Origin of the sequence: Actinokineospora alba (genome assembly GCF_004362515.1) — a bacterium.
In the GTDB taxonomy this organism is placed as follows: domain Bacteria; phylum Actinomycetota; class Actinomycetes; order Mycobacteriales; family Pseudonocardiaceae; genus Actinokineospora; species Actinokineospora alba.
On sequence record NZ_SNXU01000001.1, the window covers coordinates 170,696 to 196,352 of the forward strand.

Here is a 25,657-nt window from a genome sequence, read left to right on the forward strand (position 1 = left end):
CTCCACGTGACGCAGCCGGTGACTGCGGGGGTGGCCGCCGTGGTGCTGGATTTGGCGGTGGCGCAACAGCGATCGGGGTGGTCTGTCGGCATCGTGTGTCCGCCTGAGGGGTGGCTTGCCGAACGCGCGCGGGAGGCGCGGATCGAGGTGTGGCCCTGGGCCGCGACCCGGATGCCCAGGCCGTCGTCGGCGGCGGAAGCGGTGCGGCTGCGCCGGATACTGCACAAGGCCTCGCCGGATGTGGTGCATCTGCACAGTTCCAAGGCGGGGCTGGTGGGCCGGGTCGCGCTGCGCGGGCGGGTGCCGACGATCTTCCAGCCGCACCTGTGGTCCTTCCAGACGGCCGGCGGGCTCCTGCGTCGGGCGTGCGGCGCCTGGGAACGGGTCGCTTCACGGTGGACGCATCAGCTGGTGTGCGTGAGTGACGACGAACTGGCGGCGGGTCGGGCCGTCGGGGTTTCCGGGGCGGCCGAGGTGGTCTGCAACGGGGTCGACACCGGGCGTCTGCGCCCTGGGGACCGCGCGGCGGCCCGAACCCGCCTGGGTCTGCACCTGAACGCGCCGACGGTGGTGTGCGTGGGGCGGCTTGCCCGGCTCAAGGGCCAGGATCAGCTGCTCGCGGCCTGGCCCGCGATACTCGCCGCCGTCCCCACCGCCCGCCTGGTGTTCGTCGGAGACGGACCGATGGGAGACACCTGGCGCGAACGCATCGCGGTCGCACGGCACGAGTCCGTCCAGTGGCGGGGCCATTGCGACGCGGTCGCGGACTTCTACACCGCGGCGGACGTCGTGGCCCTGCCGTCGAGGGCGGAGGGGATGGCGCTGGTGCCGCTGGAGGCGATGGCCTGCGGCCGGTCGGTGGTGGCGTTCGACGTCGGTGGCGTGCGGCAGAGCGTGGCGAGCGCGGGTGCTGTCGTGCCTGAGGGGAGCGTCCCGGCGTTGGCCTTCGCGATCGTGCGCAGGCTGGCCGATCCGGCTTTCGCGGCCCGAGAGGGCGAGCTGGCGAGACTGCGCGCCGAGACCCTGTTCGACCGTGATCGTGCGACGGAGCAGATCGCCACGCTCGTCGAGAAACTCGTCTCCCCCAGGGAGTCCGGATGACCGACCGGCTTCGGGTCGCGTACCTGCTGACCCAGGACCACGGCGGGCCGGTGGACCTCACCGTGCGCCTGGCCGCCACCCTGATCGCGTCCGGCGAGGCCGACGTCCGCGTCTTCGGCCCGCTGCCGCGGCGCGGTGCTGAGCTCGTCGAGGGGCACCACGAGCTCATCGCGGTACCGCGCAAGGGAGACCTGGGGGCGGCGCGGAGGGCAAGGGCCGCGCTGCGGGCGTGGAAGCCCACCGTGGTGCACGCCCAGGACCGCCGAGCGGGCTTGGTCAGCGCGGGCCTACCCCGGGTGGTCCACACCTACCACGGCGTCCCGGACGACGTAAGCGAACCGTGGTTCCGCGGCACCCGGGGCGCGCCCCCGCCGTCGAGGTACACCCGGGCCGTCCTGACGGCCGACGCCGTGGTGGCGCGCGTCGTCGCCCGCACGGTGGTCCCGGCCCCCAGCATGGCCACGTTCCTCACCGGCCGGCTCCGCGTCCCCACGCACCGGGTCGTGCACATCGACAACTGCGTGTCGATGGGCGAGGCCTCCCCCGCGCCCGGCCCGGTCCGGAAGTTGCTGTTCGCCGGTCTCCTGGTGGAGCGCAAGGGTTTGGACCTCCTCCTCGAGGCGCTGGCCACCCCCGGCACCATGCCCTCCGACGCGACCCTCACCGTGGCGGGCGATGGACCCGAACGCGCCCGGGCGGAACGTCTGGCCGACCGACCGGGTTTGCGCGGCCGGGTCCGCTTCCTGGGGTTCAGGACGGATGTGCCGGTTCTCCTGCGCCAGCACGACGCTTTCGTGTTGCCGTCCCGGATGGAGCAGCAGCCCCTGGTGATCGCGGAGGCCATGGCGGCGGGGAAGCCGGTGCTGGCCACCGACACCGGCGGCGTCGCCGACATGCTCACCGTGCCTGGGGCGCACCGGTATTTGGCGGTCCCTGGTGATGTTCACGACTTGGCCAAGCAGCTCCGTGCTCTCTTCGCCGCTCCCGCACACAACGGCGATCTTCTGGCGGCGAGCGCCCGTTCCCGCTTCTCCCCGGAAACCTGCGCCCAGCAACACCTCACGCTGTACCGGGACCTCGCCAAGGGTTGATCATCCGGCCCGGTCCGTGCAGCTCGGGTGGTTGGGCTGACTGCCGCGCCCACACCGGGCTTGGGTGGTGCGCACCTTCGGGTGGTTGGGCTTGATTCGGGGACCCCTGAGATGGCCCTGCGGGTCAAGAGCGTGGGGAAAGGGAAGCCCCGCCCCCGCGAGGGTAGGGCCATCTCCGCCCCGAATAAAGCCCAACCACCCGAAGCTGCAGTCGCGTTGGGGACCTCGCGTGAACTGGGAGGACAGACCCCCGCCAAGCCCCTAAACGAGTCGCGCCACCGCCACCGCCACCGCCACCGCCACCCAGCGAGCGCAGCGACGCGTCACCGACAGGGAACGGTCAGGCACGGTCGGCGTTCAGGTGTCGTGATCCACTCCGATGCGCGCAGCGCGAGCCCCCTTTGGTCCGGTAGGGCTGGCATGGCCACCGATCGCACCGTGGGGGTCCGGGGGGTCGCCCCCCGGGTGTAATAACGAAGGAGTCCCCTATGCCTGCTTTCCAGGCATAGGGGACTCCCAACTCCGAGTAGCCCCGACGGGATTTGAACCCGCGCTACCGCCTTGAGAGGGCGGCGTCCTAGGCCGCTAGACGACGGGGCCAAGGAACTTTCTTCTTACGTTATGTTGTCTTGCTGGCGGGAATCCTACCAGATGGCTTTGGACTCTTTACCGCTGGGGTACCAGGACTCGAACCTAGACTAACTGAACCAGAATCAGTCGTGCTGCCAATTACACCATACCCCAATGGCTATTCGATCAGCCCTGTCCGGATCTCTCCGTTAGTGCTGTTCGGGGCGCCGGAGAAGATGTTAGACCACACCCCGCACCGAAGAGAAATCGGGGGCTACCGGCGTGGGGTGGGGACTCCGGAGGCGCTGGTCAGTGTCGGTGTGCGGTAGTCCGTGACGAGGAGTTCGGGCAGGTCGGCGAGGGTCTCGATCACCGGCACGGTGGTGTCCGGGTGTTCGTCGCCGCCGGTGCGGTCTAGCCAGACGCCGTGGAGGCCTGCTGAGCGGGCGGCCAGGGCATCCAGGTCGAGGCGGTCGCCGATGTGGAGGGTTTCGCTGGGGTGTACGCCCAGTTGGGCGCAGGCCGCGTGGAAGATCGCTGGGTCGGGCTTGGCGACGCCCAGTTCTCCGGCGCTGACGACGACGTCGAAGTACCGGGAGATGCCTTGTGCGGCGAGGCGTGCGCGCTGGTGGGGGGCTGAGGCGTTGGTCACAGCGGCGATCATGAAGCCTGCTGCGCGGAGCCAGTCGAGGCAGGGGCGGGCGTCGGGGAACAGGGTCCACGACTGGCGCATCTGGGCGAGTCTGCGGTCTTCCAGCACCGCCACGGCGTCGTCGTCGAGGAGTGCGCCCAGGTCGGCGAGGAACGCCTTCGTGCGGGTGCGGCGCATGGTGTCGTAGTCGAGTTCGCCGGAGACGACCATGGCGCTGTGCTCGTCGGTGACGCGCTGCCAGGCGGGCCACATGTCGTCGCGGCCGATCAATTCGGTGAGTGCCGATCTTGCCGAGCCAGTGAAATCGATCACTGTGTCGTCGATATCCAGGCACACCGCGTGAATTGTTGGCGGGCGGTGGTCGCGGGTCAGCGCTCCGGGCGTGGCCGTCGGCAACATAAAAGACATGAGCGCTGATGTCATTCAGCGACGATAGATTGTCGAACGGCCTTTTCGATTCGTCTGCACAGGTGATATTTCGGCAACTTGCACGGTCAAGCACGAACGCGCCGCGATAGGCCCGAAGGGGTTCTATCGCGGCGCGTCCGAAAAGCGTTACGGCAGTGCGGCGCGCAGCCTCGAGAGGGTGCGGTCGCGGCCGAGCAGTTCCAGGGACTCGTACAGCGGCGGGGACACCGTGCGGCCGGTCGCGGCGACCCGCACGGGGGCGAAAGCCTTCCGCGGCTTGAGACCCAGGCCGTCGATCAGTGCCGCCTTGAGCGCCTCCTCGATGGCGGGGGTGGTCCACTCGCCGAGGCCCTCGAGCGCCTCGATGCTCGCGTCGAGGACGGGCTTGGCGTCCGGTCCGAGCGCCTTCGCCGCCGAGTCCTCCTCGGGGGCGAATTCGTCCTCGGGGGTGAACAGGAACCGCATCATCCCGGCCGCGTCGGCGAGCACGATGACTCGCTCCTGCACCATCGGCGCGATCGCGTCCACTGTGGCCACCTGCTCGGCGGTCGGCTCGGCCGGGAGCAATCCGGCGGAAATCAGATAAGGCAGCGTCCGGCTGACGAACTCCGCGGGCGCCAGCGCGCGCACGTGTTCGGCATTGATGGCTTCGGCCTTCTTGAGGTCGAATCGCGCCGGATTGGAGCTGACTTTGCCGATCTCGAATGCCTCGATCATCTCCGCCATGGTGAAGATGTCACGGTCGTCCGCAATGGACCAACCGAGCAGCGCGAGATAGTTGAGCATTCCTTCTGGGACGAATCCACGCTCGCGGTAGGCGAACAGATTCGACTGTGGATCGCGCTTGGACAGTTTCTTGTTGCCCTCGCCGCGCACCAATGGCATGTGTCCGAAATGCGGGGTGAACTCGGCGACGCCGACCCGCTGCAATGCCTCGTAGAGCGCGATCTGCCGCGGCGTGGACGGCAGCAGGTCCTCGCCGCGCAGCACGTGGGTGATCCGCATGAGAGCGTCGTCGACCGGGTTGACCAGGGTGTAGAGCGGCTGGCCGTTCGCGCGGACCAGCACCGGGTCGGGCACGCTTCCGGCCGGGAAGCTGATGTCGCCGCGGATGAGGTCGGTGAAGCCGATGGCGCGGTCGGGCATGCGCAGCCGCAGGGTCGGCTCGCGCCCCTCGGCCCGCAACTTGACCTTGTCGGCGTCGGTGAGGTCGCGGTCGAAGTTGTCGTACCCGAGCTTCGGGTCCTGTCCGGCCGCCTTGCGCCGCTCCTCCACCTCCTCGTTGGTGGAGAACGACTCGTAGAGCTCGCCCGCCTCGGTCAGCTTCCGGATGACCTCGGCGTAGCGGTCACCGCGCTCGCTCTGCCGGTACGGGCCGTAGTCGCCGCCGACCTCGGGGCCTTCATCCCAGTCGAGTCCGAGCCAGCGAAGCGCGTCGAGGAGGGCGACGTAGCTCTCCTCGGAGTCGCGCGCGGCGTCGGTGTCCTCGATGCGGAAGACGAGTTTGCCGCCGTTGTGCCGGGCGAAAGCCCAGTTGAACAGCGCTGTACGGATGAGCCCGACGTGCGGGGTGCCGGTCGGAGACGGGCAGAAGCGGGCTCGGACTGGGGTGTTTGCGTCAGGAGTGCTCATGGCCCGATCAGGGTATCTCTGCCGATCGTGCTTGACCGACTCGACGCCCGGGTGCATCCTGAGATTATTCAACCGGCGTTGAAAAGGGGAGATCACCATGGACCGCACGACGGTGTGCGTGGCGGGCGGCGGGCCCGCGGGGATGGTTCTGGGGCTGCTGCTGGCAAGGGCGGGCATCGAGGTCACGGTGCTGGAGAAGCACGACGACTTCCTGCGTGACTTCCGCGGCGACACCGTGCACCCGCCGACGTTGGACCTGCTCGACGACCTGGGCCTGGGCAAGCAGTTCGCGGCGCTGCCGCAGAGCCGGATCCAGCAGGTCCAGGTCCCGTACAAGGGCGGCTCGCTCGTCCTCGGCGACCTGTCCCTGCTGCGCGGCAGGCACGACTACATCGCGATGGTCCCCCAGTGGGACCTGCTCGACCTGCTGGCCAAGGCCGCACGGGAGGAGCCGACGTTCACCCTGCGGATGGGCACGGAGGCGACCGGGCTGATCCGCGAGAACGGCCGCGTGGCCGGCGTGACATACACGACCAGAGACGGTGGGAGCGGCCGGATCCACGCGGACCTGACGGTCGCCTGCGACGGCCGGACCTCGCTGCTGCGGGCGGAGGCGGGCCTGCGGTCGAAGCCCTACCCCACCCCCATGGACGTCTGGTGGTACCGCCTCCCGAAGCACGACGGCGACCCCTCGGGCATCGTCGGCCTGCTCGGCAACCACCGCGCCGCCGTGATGATCGACCGCGCCGACTACTGGCAGTGCGCCACCCTCATCCGCAAGGGCACCGACGCGCAAGCCCGCCGGACCCCGATCGAGAACCTGATGCGGGACATGGCCGAAGCGGCCCCCTGGCTGGCCGACCGCGCCGACGCCCTGTCCTCGTGGGACGACGTCAAGGTGCTCGACGTCAAGCTCGACCGCCTGCGCCAGTGGCACATCGACGGCCTGCTCTGCCTGGGCGACGCGGCCCACGCGATGTCCCCGGTCGGCGGGGTCGGCATCAACCTCGCCGTCCAGGACGCGGTCGCGGCGGCTCGACTGCTCGCGGCTCCGATCAAGCGCGGCACGTTGTCCACAAAGGACCTGGCGAAGGTGCGGCGCAGGCGGCTGCTGCCCACGGTCGTGGTGCAGACGATGCAGCGGATCGCCCACGCGAAGGCCCTCAAGCCCGCGCTGGACGGCGAGGTGAACATCGCCCAGTCCGTGGTCCCGCCGAGGCCGCTGCGGCTGATGGCCCGAATCCCGGCCCTGCGCCGGATCCCGGCCTTGATCGTCGGCCGGGGCCTGCTCACCGAGCCGACCCCGGTCTTCGCCCGCCGCTGACCACGCGAGTCCCCACCTCCCGACGGTGAGTTCTCAGGTGAAGTGAGAACTCGGTGTCGGGAGGTGGGACTCGCGGGGTTCAGCGGAGGGTGACCGGGTTGGTGAGGGTGCCGAGGCCGGTGATGGAGACCGAGACGCTCTGGCCGTCCTTGATCTGGCCGACGCCCGCGGGGGTGCCGGTCAGGATGATGTCGCCGGGGAGCAGGGTCATGACGGCGGAGACCCATTCGACCAGCTTGGCCACGTCGTGGATCATGAACGCGGTGCTGGAGTCCTGCTTGACCTCGTCGTCCACAGTGGTCTTGATGTCGAGGTCGTCGGGCGAGACCGACGTCTCGATCCACGGCCCCAGCGGGCAGAACGTGTCGTGCCCCTTGGCCCGGGTGAACTGGCCGTCGGCCTTCTGCTGGTCGCGCGCGGTCACGTCGTTGGCGATCGTGTAGCCCAGGATCACGTCCTTCGCGCGCGCGGCCGGGACGTCGCGGCACGGCATGCCGATGACGACCGCCAGCTCGCCCTCGAAGTCGACGTGATCGGAGTCGCGCGGCAGCTTGATGGCCGCGCCGGGGCCGACGACCGTCGTGGACGGCTTCATGAAGATGACCGGGTGGGCCGGGGCCTCCCCGCCCATCTCCTTCGCGTGGTCGGCGTAGTTCTTGCCGACGCACACGATCTTCGTGGGCAGGATCGGGGCGAGCAGCCTGGTGTCGGCCAGCGGCCACCGGCGTCCGGTGAACGTGGGCGTCCCGAAGGGATGCTCGGCGATCTCGGCCGCGACCAGGTCGTTCCCGTCGCCTTCGACGGCGACGAAGGCGACACCTTCCGGATGGGCAATTCGAGCGATACGCACGACCACACCCTAAGCCGTGCGTTCAGCGCTCGGTGGGGGTGAGGGTGTCCTTGGCCAGGAGGTAGCCGGGGAGGGCCTTGTCGTAGTCGGCGTCGTCGTCGGCGGTAACGGAGACGACCACCGAACGCAGCGGCGTGACCATGGCGAACGCGCGGGCGCGGGCTCCCTTGTCTTTGACGTAGGTCACCTCGACTCCCTCGCCCATGCCGACGCCCGTGTCGCGGTACTGCGGGTCGGAGATGGCGCCCTCGCTCTCGAGGAACTTCTCCAGCGCCCCGCGCGGGGTCGAGCCCGCCTCACGGCCGACCCACGCCCGCAGGAACGCCGCCTTCCCACTGCTCTCCTTGACCTGGCAGGCCAGGGCGAGACCGCCGCGCGGCGACCCGCTCGGTGGCGTGGGCACGACCTCCCACTGCTGGGCGATGTCGAACGCCACCGGCATCGTGCAGGTGTCCGGTGTGCCGACCCGCTTCGCGGACGCCGCGGGCGTCGCACGGGCGTGCCAGACGTCGGAGGCGGGGGGCGCCGAACTGGGCGGCGGCGCGGCGTTGCCCGGCGGAGTTCCGCCACCCGCACACCCGGTCACCGCGATCGCGACCGACACGATTGCCGCCGCTACCTGAATCCGACGCACCCGACTGCCTCCTCTGCCATGAAGGGGCCTACGGACGCAGGCCCCCACCTGTCGGCACACCCGCACGCACACGCATGGCCTTGTGCGTCAGCGCGTCGCAGAGGGCCAGCCAACTGGCCTCCACGATGTTGCCGTGCACGCCGACCGTGGTCCATTCGAGCCCGTGGTCCGTGGACTGCACCAACACCCTGGTGACGGCATCGGTGCCGTGTTCGGTTGCACGCGGGCTGCCACCGGAGGTGAGAATGCGGACCTTGTAGTCGGTCAGTTCGACGTCGTCGAGCCACGGCAGGTGCGGCACCAGCGCCTTGCGCAGCGCCGCGTCCAGGGCGTGGACCGGACCGTTCCCCTCCGCGGTGGCGATGACCCGACGGCCCGCGACGTGCACCTTCACCGTGGCCTCGGACACGACCTCGCCGTCGATGCGGTGGTCGAGGATCACCCGGTAGGACTCCAGCTCGAACGGCGAGCGGACCGCCTCGGCGCCGCCGACCTCGTCGCGCAGCAGCAGTTCCAGGGAGGCGTCGGCGGCTTCGAACGACCAGCCGCGCGCCTCCAGTTCCTTGACCTTGGCCAGCGCGTTGTTCAACGCGTCAGGCCTGCCGGCCAGGTCGACCCCGAGCTCGTGTCCCTTGAGCTCCAGGCTGGCCCGGCCGGCCATCTCGGTGACCAGCACCCGCATGTCGTTGCCGACGATGACCGGATCGATGTGGTTGTAAAGCTCCGGGTCGACCTTGATCGCGCTCGCGTGCAGGCCCGCCTTGTGAGCGAACGCTGACGTCCCGACATAGGCCTGGTGGGTGTCGGGAGCGATGTTGGCGATCTCGGCCAGAGCATGGGAGACCCGGGTGAGCTCGGGCATGGCTTCGGTGGGTAGCACCTGCATGCCGAGCTTGGTCACGAGATTTCCGATCACGGCGAACAGGTCGGCGTTGCCCGCCCGCTCTCCGTAACCGTTCGCGGTGCACTGGACGTGGCTCGCGCCCGCCTGCACAGCCGCGACGCTGTTGGCCACCGCGCAGGACGTGTCGTCCTGGCAGTGGATGCCGACCCGGAAGCCGGTGCGGTCGATGACCGTGCGGACCGTCTCGGCCAGGCCGAGCGGGAGCTGTCCGCCGTTGGTGTCGCACAGGACGGCGACGTCGGCGCCCGCCTCCATGCCCGCGCCGATGACGCGCAGCGCGGTGTCGGGGTCGAAGGCGTAGCCGTCGAAGAAGTGCTCGGCGTCGAGGAACACCCGCCTGCCCTCGGCGACCAGGAACGCGACGGTGTCGCGCACCATCTCCGCGGCCTCGTCGACGTCGGTGCGCAGGGCGAGTTCGATGTGCCTGCGGTCGGACTTGGCGACCAGGGTGATGACCGGCGCCTGGGAGTCGAGCAGGGCCCTGACCTGCGGGTCCGTCGCGGCCTTGGCGCCCGCGCGCCGGGTCGAGCCGAACGCGACCAGCGCGGCGTGCTTGAGGTCGAGTTCCTTGGCCGCGCGGGCGAAGAACTCGGTGTCCTTGGGCATGGCGCCCGGCCAGCCGCCCTCGATGAAGCCGACGCCCAGGTCGTCGAGCAGGCGGGCCACCGCGAGCTTGTCGGTGACGGAGTAGGAGATGCCTTCCCGCTGGGCACCGTCGCGCAGGGTGGTGTCGTAGACGTGGAAGGTGTCGCCGAGCGGTGTGCCTGCGGGCGTCGTGCGGGTCACGGGGGCTCCTGGGTCAGAGGGCGTTTCGTTGGCCGGAAAACAAAAAGACCCCCCGCATGGATGCAGGAGGTCAGCGCGCCGGGTGTGTAGCTCTGCTACCCAGCGCGCTCGTCAATAATGATCATGGAGAAAGTGGCCACGGCCTGATAGTGCCACAGTGGACGTGGCGGTACCAACTCGCGGACCCAGATTCCCAAGCCCTGGGACCGCGAGTCGGCGCCGCAGGTCAGCGGACCGCGACCACGACGTGGTCGTCGCCGAACTGCCAGACCGGACCCGCCGCGGCGAAGCCCGCGCCGGTCAGCAGGGCCACGTATTCGCCCACCGTGAGGCCGCTGGACGAGTCGTGGGAGTAGGTGACCTTGGAGCGCTCGGCGACCAGCGCGTCCATCCCGGGCTCGGCGAGCAGGGCGTCCCACCAGGACCGCCAGTCCTCGTTGTCCACGACGCCCACCCGCTTCGCGCGCTCCGCCAGGACGACCTTGGCGAACTCGTCGAGCGGGCCGGCCAGGTGCATGTTGTCGGCGTTGACCAACACACCTCCGGGCCGGAGCCTGCCCGCCGCCGTGGCGAACACCTGGGCCAACTCGGTCGGGGAGAGCCAGTGCAGCGCGGTGCTGGAGACAACCGCGTCCCACTCCCCCGCCATGCCGACCGCGTCGGCCCAAGCCGGGTCGCCCAGCAGGGCACGGACGAAGCGGACGTCGTTGCGGGCGGCGGAGTTAGCCATGTCGAGCAGGAGCGGGTCCGCGTCGACACCGACGATCTCGGCGTGCGGCAGCGCGTCGGCGAGACGTTCGGCCAGCGAGCCGGGGCCGCAGCCGATGTCGACGATCCTCGGCTTGGCGATCCCCGCCGTTGCCTGCCGGACCACGTCGATGACGACCCGGAACCGCTCTTCCCGGTCGGCGACGTAGCGCTCCTGCTGGGTGTCCCACCGGTCCAGCCACTTCCGTGCGGTTATCGTGTCCACAAGCCCCTCCGGTCACTGGTGTATCGAAGAACGACAGTGACAAACCTAGAGAAGAGGATGTGACTGGTCAAGTGGATTTCGACAGTCACTCAAGTGTGGTCACCCAGGCGGCGCTGGCGTTGATGAACGACGTGTCCCCGGGACACCGGCGCGGCCGCCCGTTCTCCGCGCCCGAGGACCTTCCGGAGGCTGTGGCCCAGGCGATCGCGTCGGTGAACCCGAAGTGGAATGAACTGCCTGATGCCGCCGAGGCCGCGAAGTTGGTGGGTTGGGCGGTGCGGCTGCACGCGGCCATCACGGCTTTGGACGCGGGCGATGTTGATGGGGCGTGCGTGGAGGTGAACCGCGTGATGCGGGAGGCGGGGGCGCTTCCCACGTTGTCTCGGCATGACGGTGAACCGTGGCACCTGCATTTCCATGCGGTGGACGCGCCGTGGGCGGAGAGTTGGGCTTCTTCGATGGCGACCGGGCTGGCGATCGTGCTGGGCAACGCTTCCGTTGAGCGGTTGGGGATCTGCAACGCGCCGGCTTGTGATCGGGCTTATTTGGACGTTTCGCGCAATGGGACTCGGCGGTTCTGTTGTACGGCTTGCCAGAATCGGGTCAAGGCTGCTGCGTTTCGGGCTCGGCAGTCTGGTTAGGCATCTTGGGGGGTGCCTGTTTGGGTCGCCAGGTGGCGCGGTGGGTGCGTACGGGCTGGGTGCGTGGGTGCCTGTTTGGGTGGTTCGCCTTGATTTGGGGCCCCTCCAAATGGGGCTGTGCGGGTCAAAAGGCGGGGCAAGTGAAAGCCCACCCGCACCGCGAGTTTAGCCCCATTTGCCCCAAATCAAGGCGAACCACCCAAACAGGCCGTTCTGTTGAGCCCCTGCGTTCCAGCGTCGATGCTGTCGTGTTGCTCCCTAGCTTGTGGTCAGGAACTTGTTGAACTCCACGATCGCGGCCGGGTTTCGCGGGCCCTCGACCAACGCCGCGTACGGCAGCACGTAGAACCGCTTGTTCTGGATGGCGGGCACGCTTGCCAGCGCTGGATGCGAGAGCAGGAACTGCTTCTTCGCCTCGATGCTGTCCGCCGGCCCGTTGCCGTAGTCGTTGATCAGGATCACCTCAGGCGCCCGCTGCACCACGGACTCCCAGCTCACCGTGGTCCAACTGTCATCCAGATCGCCGAAGATGTTGTCCCCTCCGGCTTTCGCGATGATCTCCTGCGGCCCGGCGTTGCGTCCCGAGGTGAACGGCTGGTCGATTCCGGCGTCGTAGAGGAAGACCTTGGGGCGCTTCCAGTTCGCGGGCAGGTTCTGGGCCGAAGCGACCTGCTTCTGGTAGTCCGCAACGAGTTCATCGGCCCGCTGCCGCACGCCGAACACAGTTCCGAGGTTGCGCAAGTCCGTGTACAGCGCCTCCAGCGGGTCCATGATCCCCCGCTGCTTGCCCACCCCGTTGCGACAAGACTCGGTCAGCAGGTAGCTCTGAACTCCCAATGCCTTGAGGCTGTCCGGAGTGAGTCCCTTGGTTTCGTTGAACCCGTAGTTCCAGCCGGCGAACACGAGATCCGCGTTGGCGCCCTGGATTGGTTCCAGGGCGATGTCCTCGGCGATGCGGGGGACCTTCGCGAAGTCCGCCTTCCACGGGGAACTCGCGATGCCTCGGTCCTGTCCATGGTCCACTGTGTACCCGGCCATCCGGTCGGCCAGGCCGAGGGCGAACATGATCTCCGTGATGCCGATGTCGTTGGCCACCACCCGAGACGGGGCGCGGTCGAACTTCACGTCCGCGTCGCAGTTGCGGATGGTCACGGGGTATCCCTGTGCGGGGGCGGAAGTGTCGGCCGCGATCTGTGCGCCGCACGCGGTCGTGGTCAGCATGACCGCGACGGCCAGGACTCGGGTCTTCACTGGATCTCCTCTTGGTGGACGAGCCGGTCGTAGAGCAGCTGTGGGGCACCGGAAACGGGATGGTCGACGACGAATGCCCGCACGCCGAACACCTCGGCGACCAAGGCCGGGGTGAACACTTCGGCGGGTCGTCCACTGGCGACGATCCGGCCGTCGGCGAGTACGTGGACGCGGTCGCAGTAGGTGGCGGCGAGGTTCAGGTCGTGCAACACGGTCAGCACCGTCAGGCCGGTGCCCGCGACGAGCGCCAGGATCTCGTGCTGGTGGCGGATGTCGAGGTGGTTGGTCGGCTCGTCGAGCACGAGGACCTTGGGCTGCTGCGCCAAAGCGCGGGCGACGAGCACCCGCTGCCGTTCCCCGCCGGACAGGGTGAGAACGCTGCGTTCGGTGAGGTGGGTGGCGTCGACGCGTTTCAGCGCCTCCGCGCAGATCGCGGCGTCGGCCTCGTTCTCGCGCTCGAAGGTTCCCTTGTGCGGCAGGCGGGCCATGGCGACGACCTCGGCGACGGTGAAGTCGAGGTCCACCTGGCTGTCCTGGGTGACAGCGGCGAGTTGCCGAGCGCTGTCCTTCGGCGCCATCGTGGCGAGCGGGTCGCCGCCGAGCAGCACGGCTCCGGCGTCCGGGGTCAGCGACCGGTAGACGCAGCGCAGGGTGGTTGTCTTGCCGCTTCCGTTGGGGCCCACCAGACCCACGACGGTGCCGGTGGCCGCGGTGAGCGAGACGTCCGACACGATCGTGCCGACGGAGAGGTCGCGGAGTTCGATGTCCATCAGCGGCCGCCGAACACGTAGCCGCGGCGGCGCATCAGGAACACGAAGCACGGCACGCCCACGACCGCCGTGATCACGCCCAGCGGCAGCTCCTGCGGCGCGGCGACCGTGCGCGCCACCAGGTCCACCCAGATCAGGAACACCGCGCCCGCCAACGGCGCCACCGTCAGCACGCGGCGGTGGTCGGCGCCGACCACCATCCGCACCAGGTGCGGCACGACCAGCCCGACGAACCCGACCGCGCCGCTCACCGCGACCAGCGTCCCGGTGAGGACCGAGGACACCACGAACAACGTGCGGCGCAGGGCGGTCGGGTCGACGCCCAGGGTCAGCGACGTCTCGTCGCCCATGGACAAAGCGTTGAGGGAGCGGGCGATCAGCCGCAGGTAGACGAGCCCGATGACCACCACCGCGGTCGACAGCGGCAGCATCGCCCAGGTGGCGGCGCCGAGGCTGCCCAGCAGCCAGAACAGCACCGACCGGGCCGCGTCCCCGTGCGGCGCCAGGAAAATCAGCACGGTCGTGACCGCCGAGAACGCATACGCCATCGCCGTGCCGGTCAGCACCAGCCGCAGCGGGGTGAGGCCCTGCGAGGTTCGGGCGGCGACGTAGACGAGCACCGTGGCGACCAGCGCCCCGAGTGACGCCGCCACCGACAGCGCGTAGAGACCCATCGACGCGAACACCCCGAACACGACCACCGTCGATGCGCCGACCGACGCCCCCGACGACATGCCCAGCACGAACGGGTCCGCCAACGCGTTGCGCACCATGGTCTGCACGACGACACCGACCACGGACAGCCCCGCGCCGACGACGGCCGCGAGCAGCACCCGGGGCAGCCGGATCTCCCACACGATCCGGTACGTGCCCGCGTCAGCCTGGTCGATGATCCCGCCGAACAACGCCGCACGCAGGTGGGTGACCGTGTCGACAAGGGGAACCCGCACCGGGCCGAGTGCGACACCGCACACCACGGACACCAGGAGAGCCACGCCCAACAGCGCGACCATCGGCGCGAGCGGGCGCCTGGACAAGAGGACAGGGGCGGACACGGCCACCTTTCGGAGTGCGGGTCCGAAACGAAACCCACGACTCCGGCACGCGCGTCGACGCCGGAAGGGACTTCGCCCGCAGACCTCGGCGGGAGAGAGCTGGCTTGCGCGGGTTGTCAGGTGGTCGGGCTCGTCCGCCGTGAGGCGGACCTACCGTTGCGGGTCAGCGCCGGATTTTGACCGGTCTTCCCCTTCGAACCGCGGATGAAGTTGTGGCACGCATGGTGCTGGCATCGCTACGTGACTGTCAACGCACCATGCCCCTTACGTGCGAATGGCCACACCCGCCGAAGCGGATGTGGCCATTCGTGCGTGCTTTGAGCTATCCGACGCGCACGTTCGACGACACCAAGGCCGCCAGCCGGTCGCCGATGGCGAAGGTGCCACCGGGCGAAGCGTGGTCGCGGGTGGCGAGGTCGAACGCCACCGACGCCTCGATGCGCCGGGCCGACTCGTTCTGGCCCAGGTGGTCGAGCAGCAGCGCGACCGACAGCACGGCGGCCGTCGGGTCGGCGATGCCCTGGCCCGCGATGTCCGGCGCGCTGCCGTGCACCGGCTCGAACATGCTCGGGTTGCGCTTGGTGATGTCGAGGTTGCCGCTGGCCGCGAGGCCGATTCCGCCGGTGACCGCCGCCGCCAGGTCGGTGAGGATGTCACCGAACAGGTTGTCGGTGACGATCACGTCGAAGCGGGTCGGGTCGGTCACCATGTGGATGGTCGTGGCGTCCACATGCTGGTAGGCGACGGTGACCTCGGGGTGCTCGAGCGAGACCTCCTCGACCACGCGCGACCACAGCGAGCCTGCGTGGGTGAGGACGTTCGTCTTGTGCACCAGCGTGAGGTGCTTGCGCGGACGGGCCGAGGCACGGCCGAACGCGTCGCGGACCACCCGCTCGACGCCGAACGAGGTGTTGACGCTCACCTCGGTGGCGATCTCGTGCGGAGTGTCCTTTCGCAACAGACCGCCGTTGCCCGCGTAGAGGCCCTCGGTGCCTTCGCGGACGACGATCATGTCGATCTCGCCCGGGTCGACGATCGGGCTCTTGACGCCCGGGTAGAGCCGCGCCGGGCGCAGGTTCACGTGGTGGTCGAGCTCGAACCGCAGACGCAGCAGAAGGCCGCGCTCCAGGATGCCGCTCGGCACCGAAGGGTCGCCGACCGCGCCGAGCAGGATCGCGTCGTGCTCACGCAACTCGCCGAGCACCGACTCCGGCAGCAGCTCACCAGTCGCGTGCCAACGCGACGCGCCGAGGTCGTAGCGGGTGATCTCGGCGGTCGGAACGACCTCGCCCAGCACTTTGAGTGCCTCAGCGATGACTTCCGGCCCGATCCCGTCACCTGGGATCACCGCGAGCCGCATGCACACACCTCCCGGAGTATCGGCCCGAACTGACAGGGCCTCGTAGACGAACGAAAGGCTACCGGCAATAAGCCCGATTGCCGCACCTCGCCACCCCTCTGGGTGGTTTCATCACACCTCGACCGTGGGCTTGCTACACCTGCGGTGCCCAAATCGGCTGAGAGACAACCATTCCGGGCACGCGGTCGGGATGATCGAGCATCCCAGCAGATGGACCCGATCAGGTGTCGCGCGCCTCGCGGCCGCTGTCGCGGCCGCGAGGAACGGACGGATTCCAAGTCGATCAGCCGAAGTCGATGGAGCGGACAGTGCGGGCGCCGATGGACTTGCCGATCGACTCCAGCACCGACTGGTCGACCGAGCGGCCCACGCGCAGCACCATGACCGCGTCGGTGCCGTCGGTGGTCTGGCTGATCTGCGCGGCGTCGATGTTGATGCCCGACTCGCCGAGCAGGGTGCCGACGGTGCCCATCACGCCGGGGCGGTCCGGGTACTCCAGGAACACCACGTCGCCCTCGGCGCGCAGGTCGAAGTGCCTGCCGTTGACCTCGACGAGCTTCTCGACCTGGGTCAGGCCGGACAGCGTGCCGCTCACGGTCAGCGACGAACCGTCGGGGTAGACCGCGCGGAGCGTGACGAGGCTGCGGTGGTTGTTGCTCTCGGATTCCTTGGAGAGGTCGATCGACACCCCGAGGTCCTCGGCGAGGCGCGGCGCGTTCACGAACGTCACCTGGTCCTCGACGATGCCGGAGAACACGCCGCGCAGCGCGGCCAGCGGCAGGATCGAGACGTCCTCTGTGGACAGTTCGCCGCGGACGACGACCGAGATCGAGGTGGGGGCCTTGGGGCTCAGCGCGGAGAGCACGGTGCCGAGCTTCTGGGTCAGCCGCAGGTACGGGCGGACCTCATCGCCGACGACGCCACCGGCGGCCACGTTCACCGCGTCGGGGACGAACTCGCCACGCAGGGCCAGCAGCACCGAGCGGGCCACGTCGGTGCCCGCGCGGTCCTGGGCCTCGCTGGTGGAGGCGCCCAGGTGCGGGGTGACGACGATGCCGGGGACGCCGAAGAGCGGGCTCTCGGTGGTGGGCTCGGTGGAGAAGACGTCGATGCCCGCGCCGCCGACCTGGCCGCTGCGCACGGCGTCGGCGAGCGCCTGCTCGTCGATCAGGCCGCCGCGGGCGGCGTTGACGATGATGACGCCCTTCTTGGTCTTCGCGAGGGCGTCGGCGTTGAGCAGGCCCTTGGTCTCCGGCGTCTTGGGCAGGTGCACGGAGATGACGTCGGCGCGGGAGAGCAGCTCGTCGAGGCTGACCAGCTCGATCCCCAGCTGCGCGGCACGCGCGGGCGAGGCGTACGGGTCGTAGGCGATAAGCGTGGTGCCGAACGCCGCGAGGCGCTGGGCGAAGAGCTGCCCGATCTTGCCCAGGCCGACGACACCCACGGTCTTGCCGTTGAGCTCGACCCCGGAGAACTTGCTCCGCTTCCACTCGCCGCCCTGCAGCGTCGCGTGCGCCTCGGGCACCTGGCGGGCCACGGCCAGCAGGAGGGCCACGGCGTGCTCGGCGGCGGAGACGATGTTCGAGGTGGGCGCGTTGACGACCAGGACACCCCGGTCGGTCGCGGCGGGCACCTCGACGTTGTCGAGGCCGACACCCGCGCGGGCGACGACCTTGAGCTTGTCGCTGGCCTTGAGCACCTCGGCGTCGACCTGGGTGGCGGACCGGACGAGCAGCGCGTCGGCGCTGGCCACGGCGGCGAGCAGGGCGGGGCGGTCGGTGCCGTCGACGTGGCGGACCTCGATCTCGTCGCCGAACACGTCCAGCACGGACGGCGCGAGCTTCTCGGCGATGAGGACGACGGGTCGGGTCGAATTGGTCACGCTGCGACTCCAAGGTCAGGAGGCTGGGCAGGAGACGGTTACCGCGCTGTAACCAGACGTCGACGAGTCTATGACGTGGGCTGAACCGTTTCACCAGGAGGTGGGATTCATGACATGGCAGCGTTGCGCCACACCGGCCCGACGGCAAGGTCAACTACGCGGCGTCACTCCCCGATGACCTGCGGAGCGGTGAACTCGCCACTGCCGAACATCTCGTCGTCGTCGCCTTCGACGAGGAAGGCTGGGCGCTTTTTCTCCTGGTCCTTGACGGTGGGGAGCTCGGGGTGGTCATCGCCGGACCGGACCGGGACGGGGGTGCTGCCGGTCGAGTAGCCACCGGAGCCCGCGGGGCCGAAGCCGCCGCCGAAGGCGCCCATGGGCGGGAGCTTGGCCGCACGGGCGGGCGGTGGCTGGGGCGGGCGGTTGGGTGGGGCGGGAGGTCGGTTTTGGGGGTTGGGAGGGGGTGGCTGGCGGGAGGCGTCCGGTCCGGGTTGGCGCATCGGGGGACGGGGTGCGTCGGGCCTGCCCATTGGGGGGCGTGCGGCGTCGGCACCGGGTCGGGCCATGGGGCGGGGAGCGTCGGGGCCGGGCCGGGAGATGGGACGGGGGGCGTCGGGTCGTTGGCCCATCGGGCGGGGAGCGTCCGGACCTGGCTGACCCAACGGCGGGCGGGCAGCGTCCTGACCCATCGGGCGGGGAGCGTCGGGACCGAGCTGACGCATCGGCGGGCGCGAAGCGTCCGGACCCGGCTGACCCAACGGCGAACGGGAACCGTCGAGACCGGGCTGGCCCAACGGCGCACGGGAACCATCGAGACCCGGCTGACGCATCGGCGGGCGTGAAGCGTCCAGATCGGGCTGGCCCAACGGCGCACGAGAACCATCCGGCCCCGGCTGACGCATCGGCGGGCGGGCAGCGTCCTGCCCAGGTTGACCCATAGGGCGGGGAGCGTCGAGACCCGGCTGACCCAACGGCGGACGCGAAGCGTCCAGATCGGGCTGGCCCAACGGCGCACGAGAACCATCCGGCCCCGGCTGACGCATCGGCGGGCGGGCAGCGTCCTGCCCAGGTTGACCCATAGGGCGGGGAGCGTCGAGACCCGGCTGACCCAACGGCGGACGCGAAGCGTCCAGATCGGGCTGGCCCAACGGCGCACGAGAACCATCCGGCCCCGGCTGACGCATCGGCGGGCGGGCAGCGTCGGGACCGGGGTTCCCCATCGGCGGGCGGGGAGCGTCCGGACCCGGCCGGCCCGACGGCGGGCGCGAACCGTCCGATCCAGGTTGGCCCGACGGCGGGCGGGAAGCATCGGGGCCGGGCCTGCCCGGGTGGTGCGGAACCTCAGGTCCGGACTGCCCCATCGGACGCGGGGAGTCGGGGCCGGGGTGGCCTGGTCGCATCGGCGGGCGCGGGGCGTCGGCGCCCGGCCCGCCCAGCTGGCGGGGAGCGTCGGGACCGGGCCTGCCTGGTCGGACCTGCGGGTGGGAGGCATCAGGGGCGTGCAGGCCAGTCTGACCCGGCGGGCGCCCAGGCATGGGACGGTGCGGCGGGTCGGTCTGGCCGTCGGCGCTGGGGCTGAATTCGCCTGGCCGCATGGACCGCTCGACTTCGGGCAAGGGGTGACCGGGGCGATTCTGCGGTCCGGGCAGGTGCTGACTGGCCTGACCCGGCGAACGCTCGGGCATCGGATGGCCAGGCCCCATACCCGGGCGACGGCCGTCGGGCACGTGTTGTCCGTGCGGATCCGCAGGATGCCGACCGGACATGGGCGACGGACGATCGCCCGCCTGCAGCGAATGACCAGGCCGACCGGACTGGTGCTCGGCGGAACCACCCGGCAAGCCCTCGGCGCCGGACAGCTGCCCGCCGGGTCGCGCTGGGTCGGGCAACTGTCCCGGGTGCCTGCCCTCCGGCAGGTGTTGGCCGGGACGAATCGGGGGGCGACCAGGTCCGTCACCTGGGTGTCCAGGCCTCGGCCCGGCGGGAGGACCCTGCCGCGGGTCGGCGTGCCTGCCAGACCCACCCGGCATCGGCCCTTGCGTGCCTGGAGGCGACCCTGGGTCGGCCGGGTGCGGTGGCCTGCCCGCCGACGAGTCCTCCAACGGGTCCGGCCCACCCATCGGCCTCGGCGCGGGCTCTCCCACACCGAACGCCATCGGCCTGCCATCGACCGGCGCGGGCCCGGCTACCGGGCGCGCCTCGTCCGGTGATCGCGAACCATGCGGCTCGCCTGTCGGGGAGGGCTGGGGCATCGGCAAGCGGTCCTCACTCAAAGGTGTACGCGATACCTCCACCGGCCCCACTGGGCCGGACGGAAGTGCAGGACCATCCACCTCGTCAAACGACGGGTAGGCGGCGGGCAGCGAAGAACCCGCGTCTTCCGGCGACGGCCAAGAAGGATTGGGCGGAGTCGGCCGCGGGTCATGCCGCGGGAGTGGATCCGCGTGGGTGACCGAAGGCTGTTCTTCCGGCCAACGCTCCTCCCACGGTGCCGCGGGGGCCGTCGAGTGCTGTGCTGGCTCGCGGACGTCCGCGGGGGGCTCCTCGAAGCCGCCGATGCGGGGAGCGACCAGCTCCGGGGCGGCGTGGGCCCGTCGTGCGCGGCGGCCGGGAGGGGCGCTGGGCTCCTCGAACCGGGCTGCCTGATCGTCAGTCATAGAAGAAGGCGCGGCGGGCTCCACGAAGCCTCCACCAGGCCAGACATCCCCAGAACCCCCAGAACCACCGGCAGGCTCCTCGAAGCCCGACCGGCCATGCCCCCCACTGCCTAATAAGTGCTCCTCAGCGGCCTGCCGAGCCTCCGCCGAGTGGCGCCCGCCCCCGGACGGCGGCGTCCACGCCCCCTCGTCCTGCGGCCACTCCGGGGCCGCGCTGGGGGCCACCCAGCCTGGGTCACCCGATCCAGTGAAATCCCCCCGGTCCCGGGCCGCGCCCGAGCTCACCACGGCTCGTCGAACTCGCCTGCCTTGGCGCCCTCGACGAAGGCGTCCCACTCAGACTCGGTGAAGACCAGGACGGTGTCGTCCGGGCCGGTGAACTTGGAGTTGCGCATGGCGATGTAGGTCTTGCCGTCGGTGTGCGGCACGAACGCGATCTCGACGTATTCGCCGTCGGGGTCGGCGTCCGGCTCCGCGGCGCGCTGCCAGTCGGCCTTCGTCAGGTCGAGGTTGCCGCGTACCTCGGCCTTGTCGTCGTAGATGGGGGCGCTGTCCATCGCGTCTCCTCTTTAGTCCCGAAGGCGTAACCGAAAACTGTCGGGCCCAGGTATACCGCAGTGGGCGACTCGGCGATGCCAGAACGTGTCGGTCCGGCCACTGTGCTGTCGCGCTCAGTAGCGTGCCCCGCGTGAGCTCGTATTACGCGCGATACATGAGCGGCGAGCACGAGGCGGTCTGGAACGACCTTCGCGCGCTCGGCGACATCCCGGAGGACCTCGTCGACGACGCCGCCGCGGTGGCCGACGAGACGATGATCCGGGTCGCCCAGCACGTGGCCCGCATCGCCGCGGCGCTGCCCGAGTTCGGCTGGGTGTCCTCAGACCGGCTGGTCCCCGCCCACCAGCCGCCCACAGAGGACGACGACGACCTGGTCGACACCCTGATCGACAAGATCGGCGGCCTGCCACTGGCCCTGGAGGCCTGCCTGCGCCGCGTCGGCGAGGTGTGGTTCGCGGGCGACTGCCAGGTCCTGGAGCTGACCTACCACCAGCAGCCCGCCCCGCGCGGCACCCCGCCCGGCCCCGAGTACCCCGACCCGCTGTGCCTGGGCAACGCCTACTCGCTGAGCTACGAGCTGCAGCGCTGCGACGACCCGGCGGCCCTCGTCTTCGCCATCGCCCCCGACGAGAGCACCAAGGCCAACGTCGCGGGCGCCGCCCACGGCATCGAGCTGCCCGCCCTGACCGCCGACGCGGTCCTGCACGGCGTCGCGGGCAGGCCCGGCATCACGCTCGTCGACTACCTGCGCGAGTCCGTCGCCTGGGGCGGCTTCCCCGGCTTCTCCTTCACCCCGGAACTCGCCCCGGCCGCTCTCATCACCCTGCGCACCAAACCGGACTTCTGAGCGAAACACAGTGGCCCGCGGCGTCGAGGACGCCACGGGCCACTGCTGGGGGAAAGTCTCAGGCGGTGTCGGTCAGCGGCCGGTCGACCCAGGACATCAGGCCGCGCAGCTTGCGCCCGGTCTCCTCGATCGGGTGCTGCTCGCCCTGCTCCTGCAGCTTGCGGTAGTTCTCGCGGCCGGCCTCGTCCTCGGCCACCCACTCGCGGGCGAAGGTGCCGTCCTGGATCTCGCCCAGGATCTTCTTCATCTCTTCCTTGACCGCGGGCGTGATGACGCGCGGGCCGCGGGTGAGGTCGCCGTACTCGGCGGTGTCGGACACCGAGTAGCGCTGGCGGGCGATGCCGCCCTCGTACATCAGGTCGACGATGAGCTTGAGCTCGTGCAGCACCTCGAAGTAGGCGATCTCCGGGGCGTAGCCGGCCTCGGTGAGCACCTCGAAACCGGTCTGGACCAGCGCGGACGCGCCGCCGCAGAGGACGGCCTGCTCGCCGAACAGGTCGGTCTCGGTCTCCTCGGTGAACGTCGTCTTGATGACGCCGGCGCGCGCGCCGCCGATGGCCGCGGCGTAGGACAGGGCGAGCGCCTGGGCGCCGCCGGTGAAGTCCTGGTGCACGGCGATGAGCGCCGGGACGCCCTTGCCGTCGACGAACTGGCGGCGCACGAGGTGGCCGGGGCCCTTCGGCGCGACCATGGCGACGTCGATGTTCGCCGGCGGCTTGATCAGGTCGTAGCGGATGTTGAAGCCGTGGCCGAAGAACAGCGCGTCGCCGTCCTTGAGGTTGGGCTCGATGTCCTCGGCGTAGATGAAGCGCTGCTTGGTGTCGGGCGCGAGCACCATGATCAGGTCGGCTTCCTTGGAAGCCTCCGCCGGGGTGAGCACGCGCAGGCCCTGCTCCTCGGCCTTGGCGCGGGACTTGGAGCCCTCGGGGAGCCCGATGCGCACGTCCACACCCGAATCACGCAGGCTCAGCGCGTGCGCGTGGCCCTGGCTGCCGTAACCGATGACCGCGACCTTGCGACCCTGGATGATGCTCAGGTCGGCGTCGGCGTCGTAGAAGATCTCGACGGACATGGTGCTAGTTGTTCCTTCCTGGGACTACGAAATTCAGCGGACGGCGGTTGCCGTGATGGAGCGTGGCCCGCGGCCGATGGCGACCATGCCGGACTGGACCATTTCGCGCACGCCGTAGGGCTCGAGCATGCGCAGCAGCGCCTCGAGCTTGTCGGCGGTGCCGGTGGCCTCGATGGTGAGCGCCTCGGGCGAGACGTCGACCACCTTGGCGCGGAACAGGTTCACCGTTTCGAGGACCTGGCTGCGCACGGTGGCGTCGGCCCGGACCTTGACCAGCAGCAGTTCCCGCTGCACCGCGATCGACGGCTCCAGCTCGACGATCTTGATGACGTTGATCAGCTTGTTGAGCTGCTTGGTGACCTGCTCCAAGGGCAGCTCGTCGACGGCGACCACGATCGTCATCCGGGACACGTCCGGGTGTTCGGTCGGGCCGACCGCGAGCGAGTCGATGTTGAAGCCGCGCCGGGAGAACAGGCCCGAGACGCGGGCCAGGACACCGGGCTTGTTCTCGACGAGAACGCTCAGAGTGTGAGTAGTCATGATCATTCCTCGTCGAACAGTGGCCGGATGCCGCGCGCGGCCATGATCTCGCTGTTGCCCGTGCCCGCGGCGACCATGGGCCACACCTGGGCGTCCTTGCCGACGACGAAGTCGATCACGACGGGCCGGTCGTTGATCGCCATGGCCCGGTTGATGACCTCGTCGACCTCTTCTTTGGTCTCGCACCGCAGGCCCGCGCAGCCCAGCGCCTCGGCGAGGAGGGTGAAGTCGGGGATGCGGAACTTGTGCGTGCCGAGGTCGGTCTGGGAGTAGCGGCCGGAGTAGAAGAGGTTCTGCCACTGCCGGACCATGCCCAGGTTGCCGTTGTTGATGACGGCGACCTTGATGGGCGCGCCCTCGATGGCGCAGGTGGCGAGTTCCTGGTTGGTCATCTGGAAGCAGCCGTCGCCGTCGATCGCCCAGACCACCGAGTCCGGCTTGCCGAACTTGGCGCCCATGGCGGCGGGGACGGCGTAGCCCATCGTGCCCAGGCCGCCGGAGTTGAGCCAGGTGCCCGGCTTCTCGTAGCGGACGTGCTGCGCGGCCCACATCTGGTGCTGGCCGACGCCGGCGGTGTAGATGGCGTCGGGGCCCGCGATGGCGCCGATGCGCTCGATGACGTACTGCGGCGACAGCGTGCCGTCCTCGGGCCACTCGTAGCCCAGGGGGTAGGTCTCGCGCCACTGGTCGAGCTGCTTCCACCAGGGGGCGAGGTCCTCGGACCCCGAGGCCTTCTCGGCCTTCACCGCGGCGATCAGCTCGACCAGGATCTCCTTGCAGTCACCGACGATCGGGACGTCGGCGCGGCGGTTCTTGGAGATCTCGGCCGGGTCGATGTCGGCGTGCACGATGGCCGCGCCGGGCGCGAACGACCCGAGCTGGCCGGTGACCCGGTCGTCGAACCGGGCGCCGAGGGCGATGAGCAGGTCGGAGCTCTGCATGGCGCCGACCGCGGGGACCGTGCCGTGCATGCCGGGCATGCCCAGGTGCTGCTTGTGCGAGTCGGGGAAAGCACCGCGCGCCATCAGGGTGGTCACCACGGGCATGCCGGTCAGCTCGGCGAGCTCAAGCAGCTCAGGGGACGCCTGGGCCTTGATGACGCCGCCGCCGACGTAGAGGACCGGGCGCTTGGCCGAGCACATGAGCTTGGCGGCCTCGCGGACCTGCTTGCCGTGCGGGCGCGTGGTCGGGCGGTACCCGGGCAGGCGCAGCTCCGGCGGCCAGATGAAGGACGTCTGCTCCTGCAGGACGTCCTTCGGGATGTCGACGAGGACCGGTCCGGGCCTGCCGGTCTTCGCGAGGTGGAAGGCCTCGGCGATGATCCGCGGGATGTCACCCGGGTCGGTGACCAGGAAGTTGTGCTTGGTGATGGGCAGCGTGATGCCGCAGATGTCGGCTTCCTGGAACGCGTCGGTCCCGATGAGCGCGCGCGTCTGCTGGCCGGTGATGGCCACGACCGGCACGGAGTCCATGTTGGCGTCCGCGAGGGGGGTGACCAGGTTCGTCGCGCCGGGGCCGGAGGTGGCCATGCAGACGCCGACCTTGCCGGTGGCCTGCGCGTAGCCGGTCGCGGCGTGGCCCGCGCCCTGCTCGTGGCGGACGAGGACGTGGCGGACCTTGGTGGAGTCGAGCAGCGGGTCGTACGCGGGCAGGATGGTGCCGCCGGGGATGCCGAAGACGATTTCGACGCCTACCGCCTCGAGCGAGCGGACGAGTGACTGCGCGCCGGTCACCCGAACGGGTGTCCCGGTCGGCGGCGCGGGCTTGGGGCGGGCGGAGTTGCCCGGCCCCGGTGTCGCGGGGGCCGGCGTGGGCCGCGATGTGGCGCTGGTCATCGTTTCTGCCTCGTGGGTAGAAGTGTTATCTGGTCACGGGAAGCGGGTGAGGGCACAAAAAAGCCCCCGTCGACCGGCATGGTCGTACGAGGGTCCGCGCGTTCGATGCGTGCTGGCTTCCGTCAGCGTCGAACGCGCGGCGGAAGTACGAGAATGGATGGTGAGGGCACGGCTCAGACGCTAATGCGTTCGGCCTAGGGCGTCAACTCTGCGGGATCGTGATCCCGGATACTGGACGGCGGGCAGGGGGTCGCGCGTATGCCC

The 25,657-nt window shown here is 70.0% G+C and carries 21 protein-coding genes and 2 tRNA genes; 5 read left to right on the forward strand and 18 right to left on the reverse strand.

Annotated elements, in window-relative coordinates; all coding sequences use genetic code 11:
* Positions 1–6 precede the first annotated feature (6 nt).
* Positions 7–1,101, forward strand: a complete 1,095-nt coding sequence (locus C8E96_RS00780; protein ID WP_228769694.1) for a glycosyltransferase — start codon at positions 7–9, stop codon at positions 1,099–1,101.
* Complete coding sequence (locus tag C8E96_RS00785; protein WP_091370799.1) at positions 1,098–2,192, forward strand: glycosyltransferase family 4 protein; 1,095 nt, start codon at positions 1,098–1,100, stop codon at positions 2,190–2,192. Before C8E96_RS00780 ends, C8E96_RS00785 begins: the two co-directional genes overlap by 4 nt.
* A 527-nt stretch (positions 2,193–2,719) precedes the next feature.
* On the opposite strand, the gene C8E96_RS00790 is transcribed toward C8E96_RS00785, so the two are convergent.
* The 4 genes from C8E96_RS00790 to gltX all read right to left on the reverse strand — a co-directional run bounded on the left by C8E96_RS00790 (position 2,720) and on the right by gltX (position 5,454).
* A tRNA-Glu gene (locus C8E96_RS00790) sits at positions 2,720–2,792 on the reverse strand.
* A 72-nt stretch (positions 2,793–2,864) separates the two neighbouring features.
* Positions 2,865–2,936, reverse strand: a tRNA-Gln gene (locus C8E96_RS00795).
* 100 nt (positions 2,937–3,036) lie between these two features.
* Positions 3,037–3,750: an HAD family hydrolase gene (locus C8E96_RS00800; protein ID WP_091370797.1), complete on the reverse strand. Its 714-nt coding sequence runs from the start codon at positions 3,748–3,750 to the stop codon at positions 3,037–3,039.
* Positions 3,751–3,969: 219 nt separating this feature from the next.
* Positions 3,970–5,454, reverse strand: coding sequence for a glutamate--tRNA ligase (gltX, locus tag C8E96_RS00805; RefSeq protein ID WP_091370795.1), 1,485 nt, complete (start codon positions 5,452–5,454; stop codon positions 3,970–3,972).
* A 97-nt stretch (positions 5,455–5,551) separates the two neighbouring features.
* Between gltX and C8E96_RS00810 the strand changes: the two genes are divergently transcribed.
* The gene (locus C8E96_RS00810; protein ID WP_091370793.1) at positions 5,552–6,778 is read left to right on the forward strand and encodes an FAD-dependent oxidoreductase; all 1,227 of its coding nucleotides are present in this window, start codon (positions 5,552–5,554) and stop codon (positions 6,776–6,778) included.
* 79 nt (positions 6,779–6,857) lie between these two features.
* Here C8E96_RS00810 and C8E96_RS00815 read toward each other — a convergent pair whose 3' ends face one another.
* The 4 genes from C8E96_RS00815 to C8E96_RS00830 all read right to left on the reverse strand — a co-directional run bounded on the left by C8E96_RS00815 (position 6,858) and on the right by C8E96_RS00830 (position 10,925).
* Positions 6,858–7,628 (reverse strand): fumarylacetoacetate hydrolase family protein, encoded by a 771-nt coding sequence (locus C8E96_RS00815; protein WP_091371385.1) that lies wholly within the window; start codon positions 7,626–7,628, stop codon positions 6,858–6,860.
* 22 nt (positions 7,629–7,650) lie between these two features.
* On the reverse strand, positions 7,651–8,262 hold the full coding sequence (locus C8E96_RS00820; RefSeq protein WP_133794090.1) for a lipoprotein: 612 nt from the start codon (positions 8,260–8,262) through the stop codon (positions 7,651–7,653).
* Between the two features lie 28 nt (positions 8,263–8,290).
* Complete coding sequence (gene cimA, locus C8E96_RS00825; RefSeq protein ID WP_091370786.1) at positions 8,291–9,952, reverse strand: citramalate synthase; 1,662 nt, start codon at positions 9,950–9,952, stop codon at positions 8,291–8,293.
* A 226-nt stretch (positions 9,953–10,178) separates the two neighbouring features.
* Complete coding sequence (locus C8E96_RS00830) at positions 10,179–10,925, reverse strand: class I SAM-dependent methyltransferase (protein WP_091370784.1); 747 nt, start codon at positions 10,923–10,925, stop codon at positions 10,179–10,181.
* A 71-nt stretch (positions 10,926–10,996) separates the two neighbouring features.
* On the opposite strand from C8E96_RS00830, the gene C8E96_RS00835 reads away from it, so the two are divergent.
* Complete coding sequence (locus tag C8E96_RS00835; RefSeq protein WP_228769693.1) at positions 10,997–11,566, forward strand: CGNR zinc finger domain-containing protein; 570 nt, start codon at positions 10,997–10,999, stop codon at positions 11,564–11,566.
* A 258-nt stretch (positions 11,567–11,824) separates the two neighbouring features.
* Here the strand turns inward: C8E96_RS00835 and C8E96_RS00840 are convergent, their stop codons facing one another.
* The 7 genes from C8E96_RS00840 to C8E96_RS00870 form a co-directional block, all read right to left on the reverse strand.
* On the reverse strand, positions 11,825–12,817 hold the full coding sequence (locus tag C8E96_RS00840) for an ABC transporter substrate-binding protein (protein WP_324187082.1): 993 nt from the start codon (positions 12,815–12,817) through the stop codon (positions 11,825–11,827).
* Positions 12,814–13,587, reverse strand: a complete 774-nt coding sequence (locus C8E96_RS00845; protein WP_091370782.1) for an ABC transporter ATP-binding protein — start codon at positions 13,585–13,587, stop codon at positions 12,814–12,816. Before C8E96_RS00845 ends, C8E96_RS00840 begins: the two co-directional genes overlap by 4 nt.
* Entirely contained in the window at positions 13,587–14,600 is a 1,014-nt protein-coding gene (locus C8E96_RS00850; protein ID WP_091370780.1) for a FecCD family ABC transporter permease, read from the reverse strand. Before C8E96_RS00850 ends, C8E96_RS00845 begins: the two co-directional genes overlap by 1 nt.
* Before the next feature lie 364 nt (positions 14,601–14,964).
* Complete coding sequence (locus C8E96_RS00855) at positions 14,965–16,002, reverse strand: 3-isopropylmalate dehydrogenase (RefSeq protein ID WP_091370778.1); 1,038 nt, start codon at positions 16,000–16,002, stop codon at positions 14,965–14,967.
* A gap of 283 nt (positions 16,003–16,285) precedes the next feature.
* Positions 16,286–17,884 (reverse strand): phosphoglycerate dehydrogenase, encoded by a 1,599-nt coding sequence (serA, locus tag C8E96_RS00860; protein ID WP_091370776.1) that lies wholly within the window; start codon positions 17,882–17,884, stop codon positions 16,286–16,288.
* A 164-nt stretch (positions 17,885–18,048) separates the two neighbouring features.
* Entirely contained in the window at positions 18,049–18,261 is a 213-nt protein-coding gene (locus C8E96_RS00865) for a hypothetical protein (RefSeq protein ID WP_091370774.1), read from the reverse strand.
* 2,561 nt (positions 18,262–20,822) lie between these two features.
* Positions 20,823–21,098 carry a DUF397 domain-containing protein gene (locus C8E96_RS00870; RefSeq protein ID WP_091370771.1) on the reverse strand — a complete coding sequence of 92 codons (276 nt, stop codon included), beginning with the start codon at positions 21,096–21,098 and terminating at the stop codon, positions 20,823–20,825.
* Between the two features lie 131 nt (positions 21,099–21,229).
* On the opposite strand from C8E96_RS00870, the gene C8E96_RS00875 reads away from it, so the two are divergent.
* Positions 21,230–21,946 carry a hypothetical protein gene (locus tag C8E96_RS00875; RefSeq protein ID WP_133794093.1) on the forward strand — a complete coding sequence of 239 codons (717 nt, stop codon included), beginning with the start codon at positions 21,230–21,232 and terminating at the stop codon, positions 21,944–21,946.
* A gap of 58 nt (positions 21,947–22,004) precedes the next feature.
* On the opposite strand, the gene ilvC is transcribed toward C8E96_RS00875, so the two are convergent.
* The 3 genes from ilvC to C8E96_RS00890 are packed head-to-tail and all read right to left on the reverse strand — an operon-like array spanning position 22,005 to position 25,393.
* A complete protein-coding gene (gene ilvC, locus C8E96_RS00880) occupies positions 22,005–23,018 on the reverse strand; it encodes a ketol-acid reductoisomerase (RefSeq protein ID WP_091370767.1) in 1,014 nt (337 codons plus the stop codon).
* A 33-nt stretch (positions 23,019–23,051) separates the two neighbouring features.
* Positions 23,052–23,558: an acetolactate synthase small subunit gene (ilvN, locus tag C8E96_RS00885; RefSeq protein WP_091371379.1), complete on the reverse strand. Its 507-nt coding sequence runs from the start codon at positions 23,556–23,558 to the stop codon at positions 23,052–23,054.
* A 2-nt stretch (positions 23,559–23,560) separates the two neighbouring features.
* The gene (locus tag C8E96_RS00890; protein WP_091370765.1) at positions 23,561–25,393 is read right to left on the reverse strand and encodes an acetolactate synthase large subunit; all 1,833 of its coding nucleotides are present in this window, start codon (positions 25,391–25,393) and stop codon (positions 23,561–23,563) included.
* Positions 25,394–25,657 lie beyond the last annotated feature (264 nt).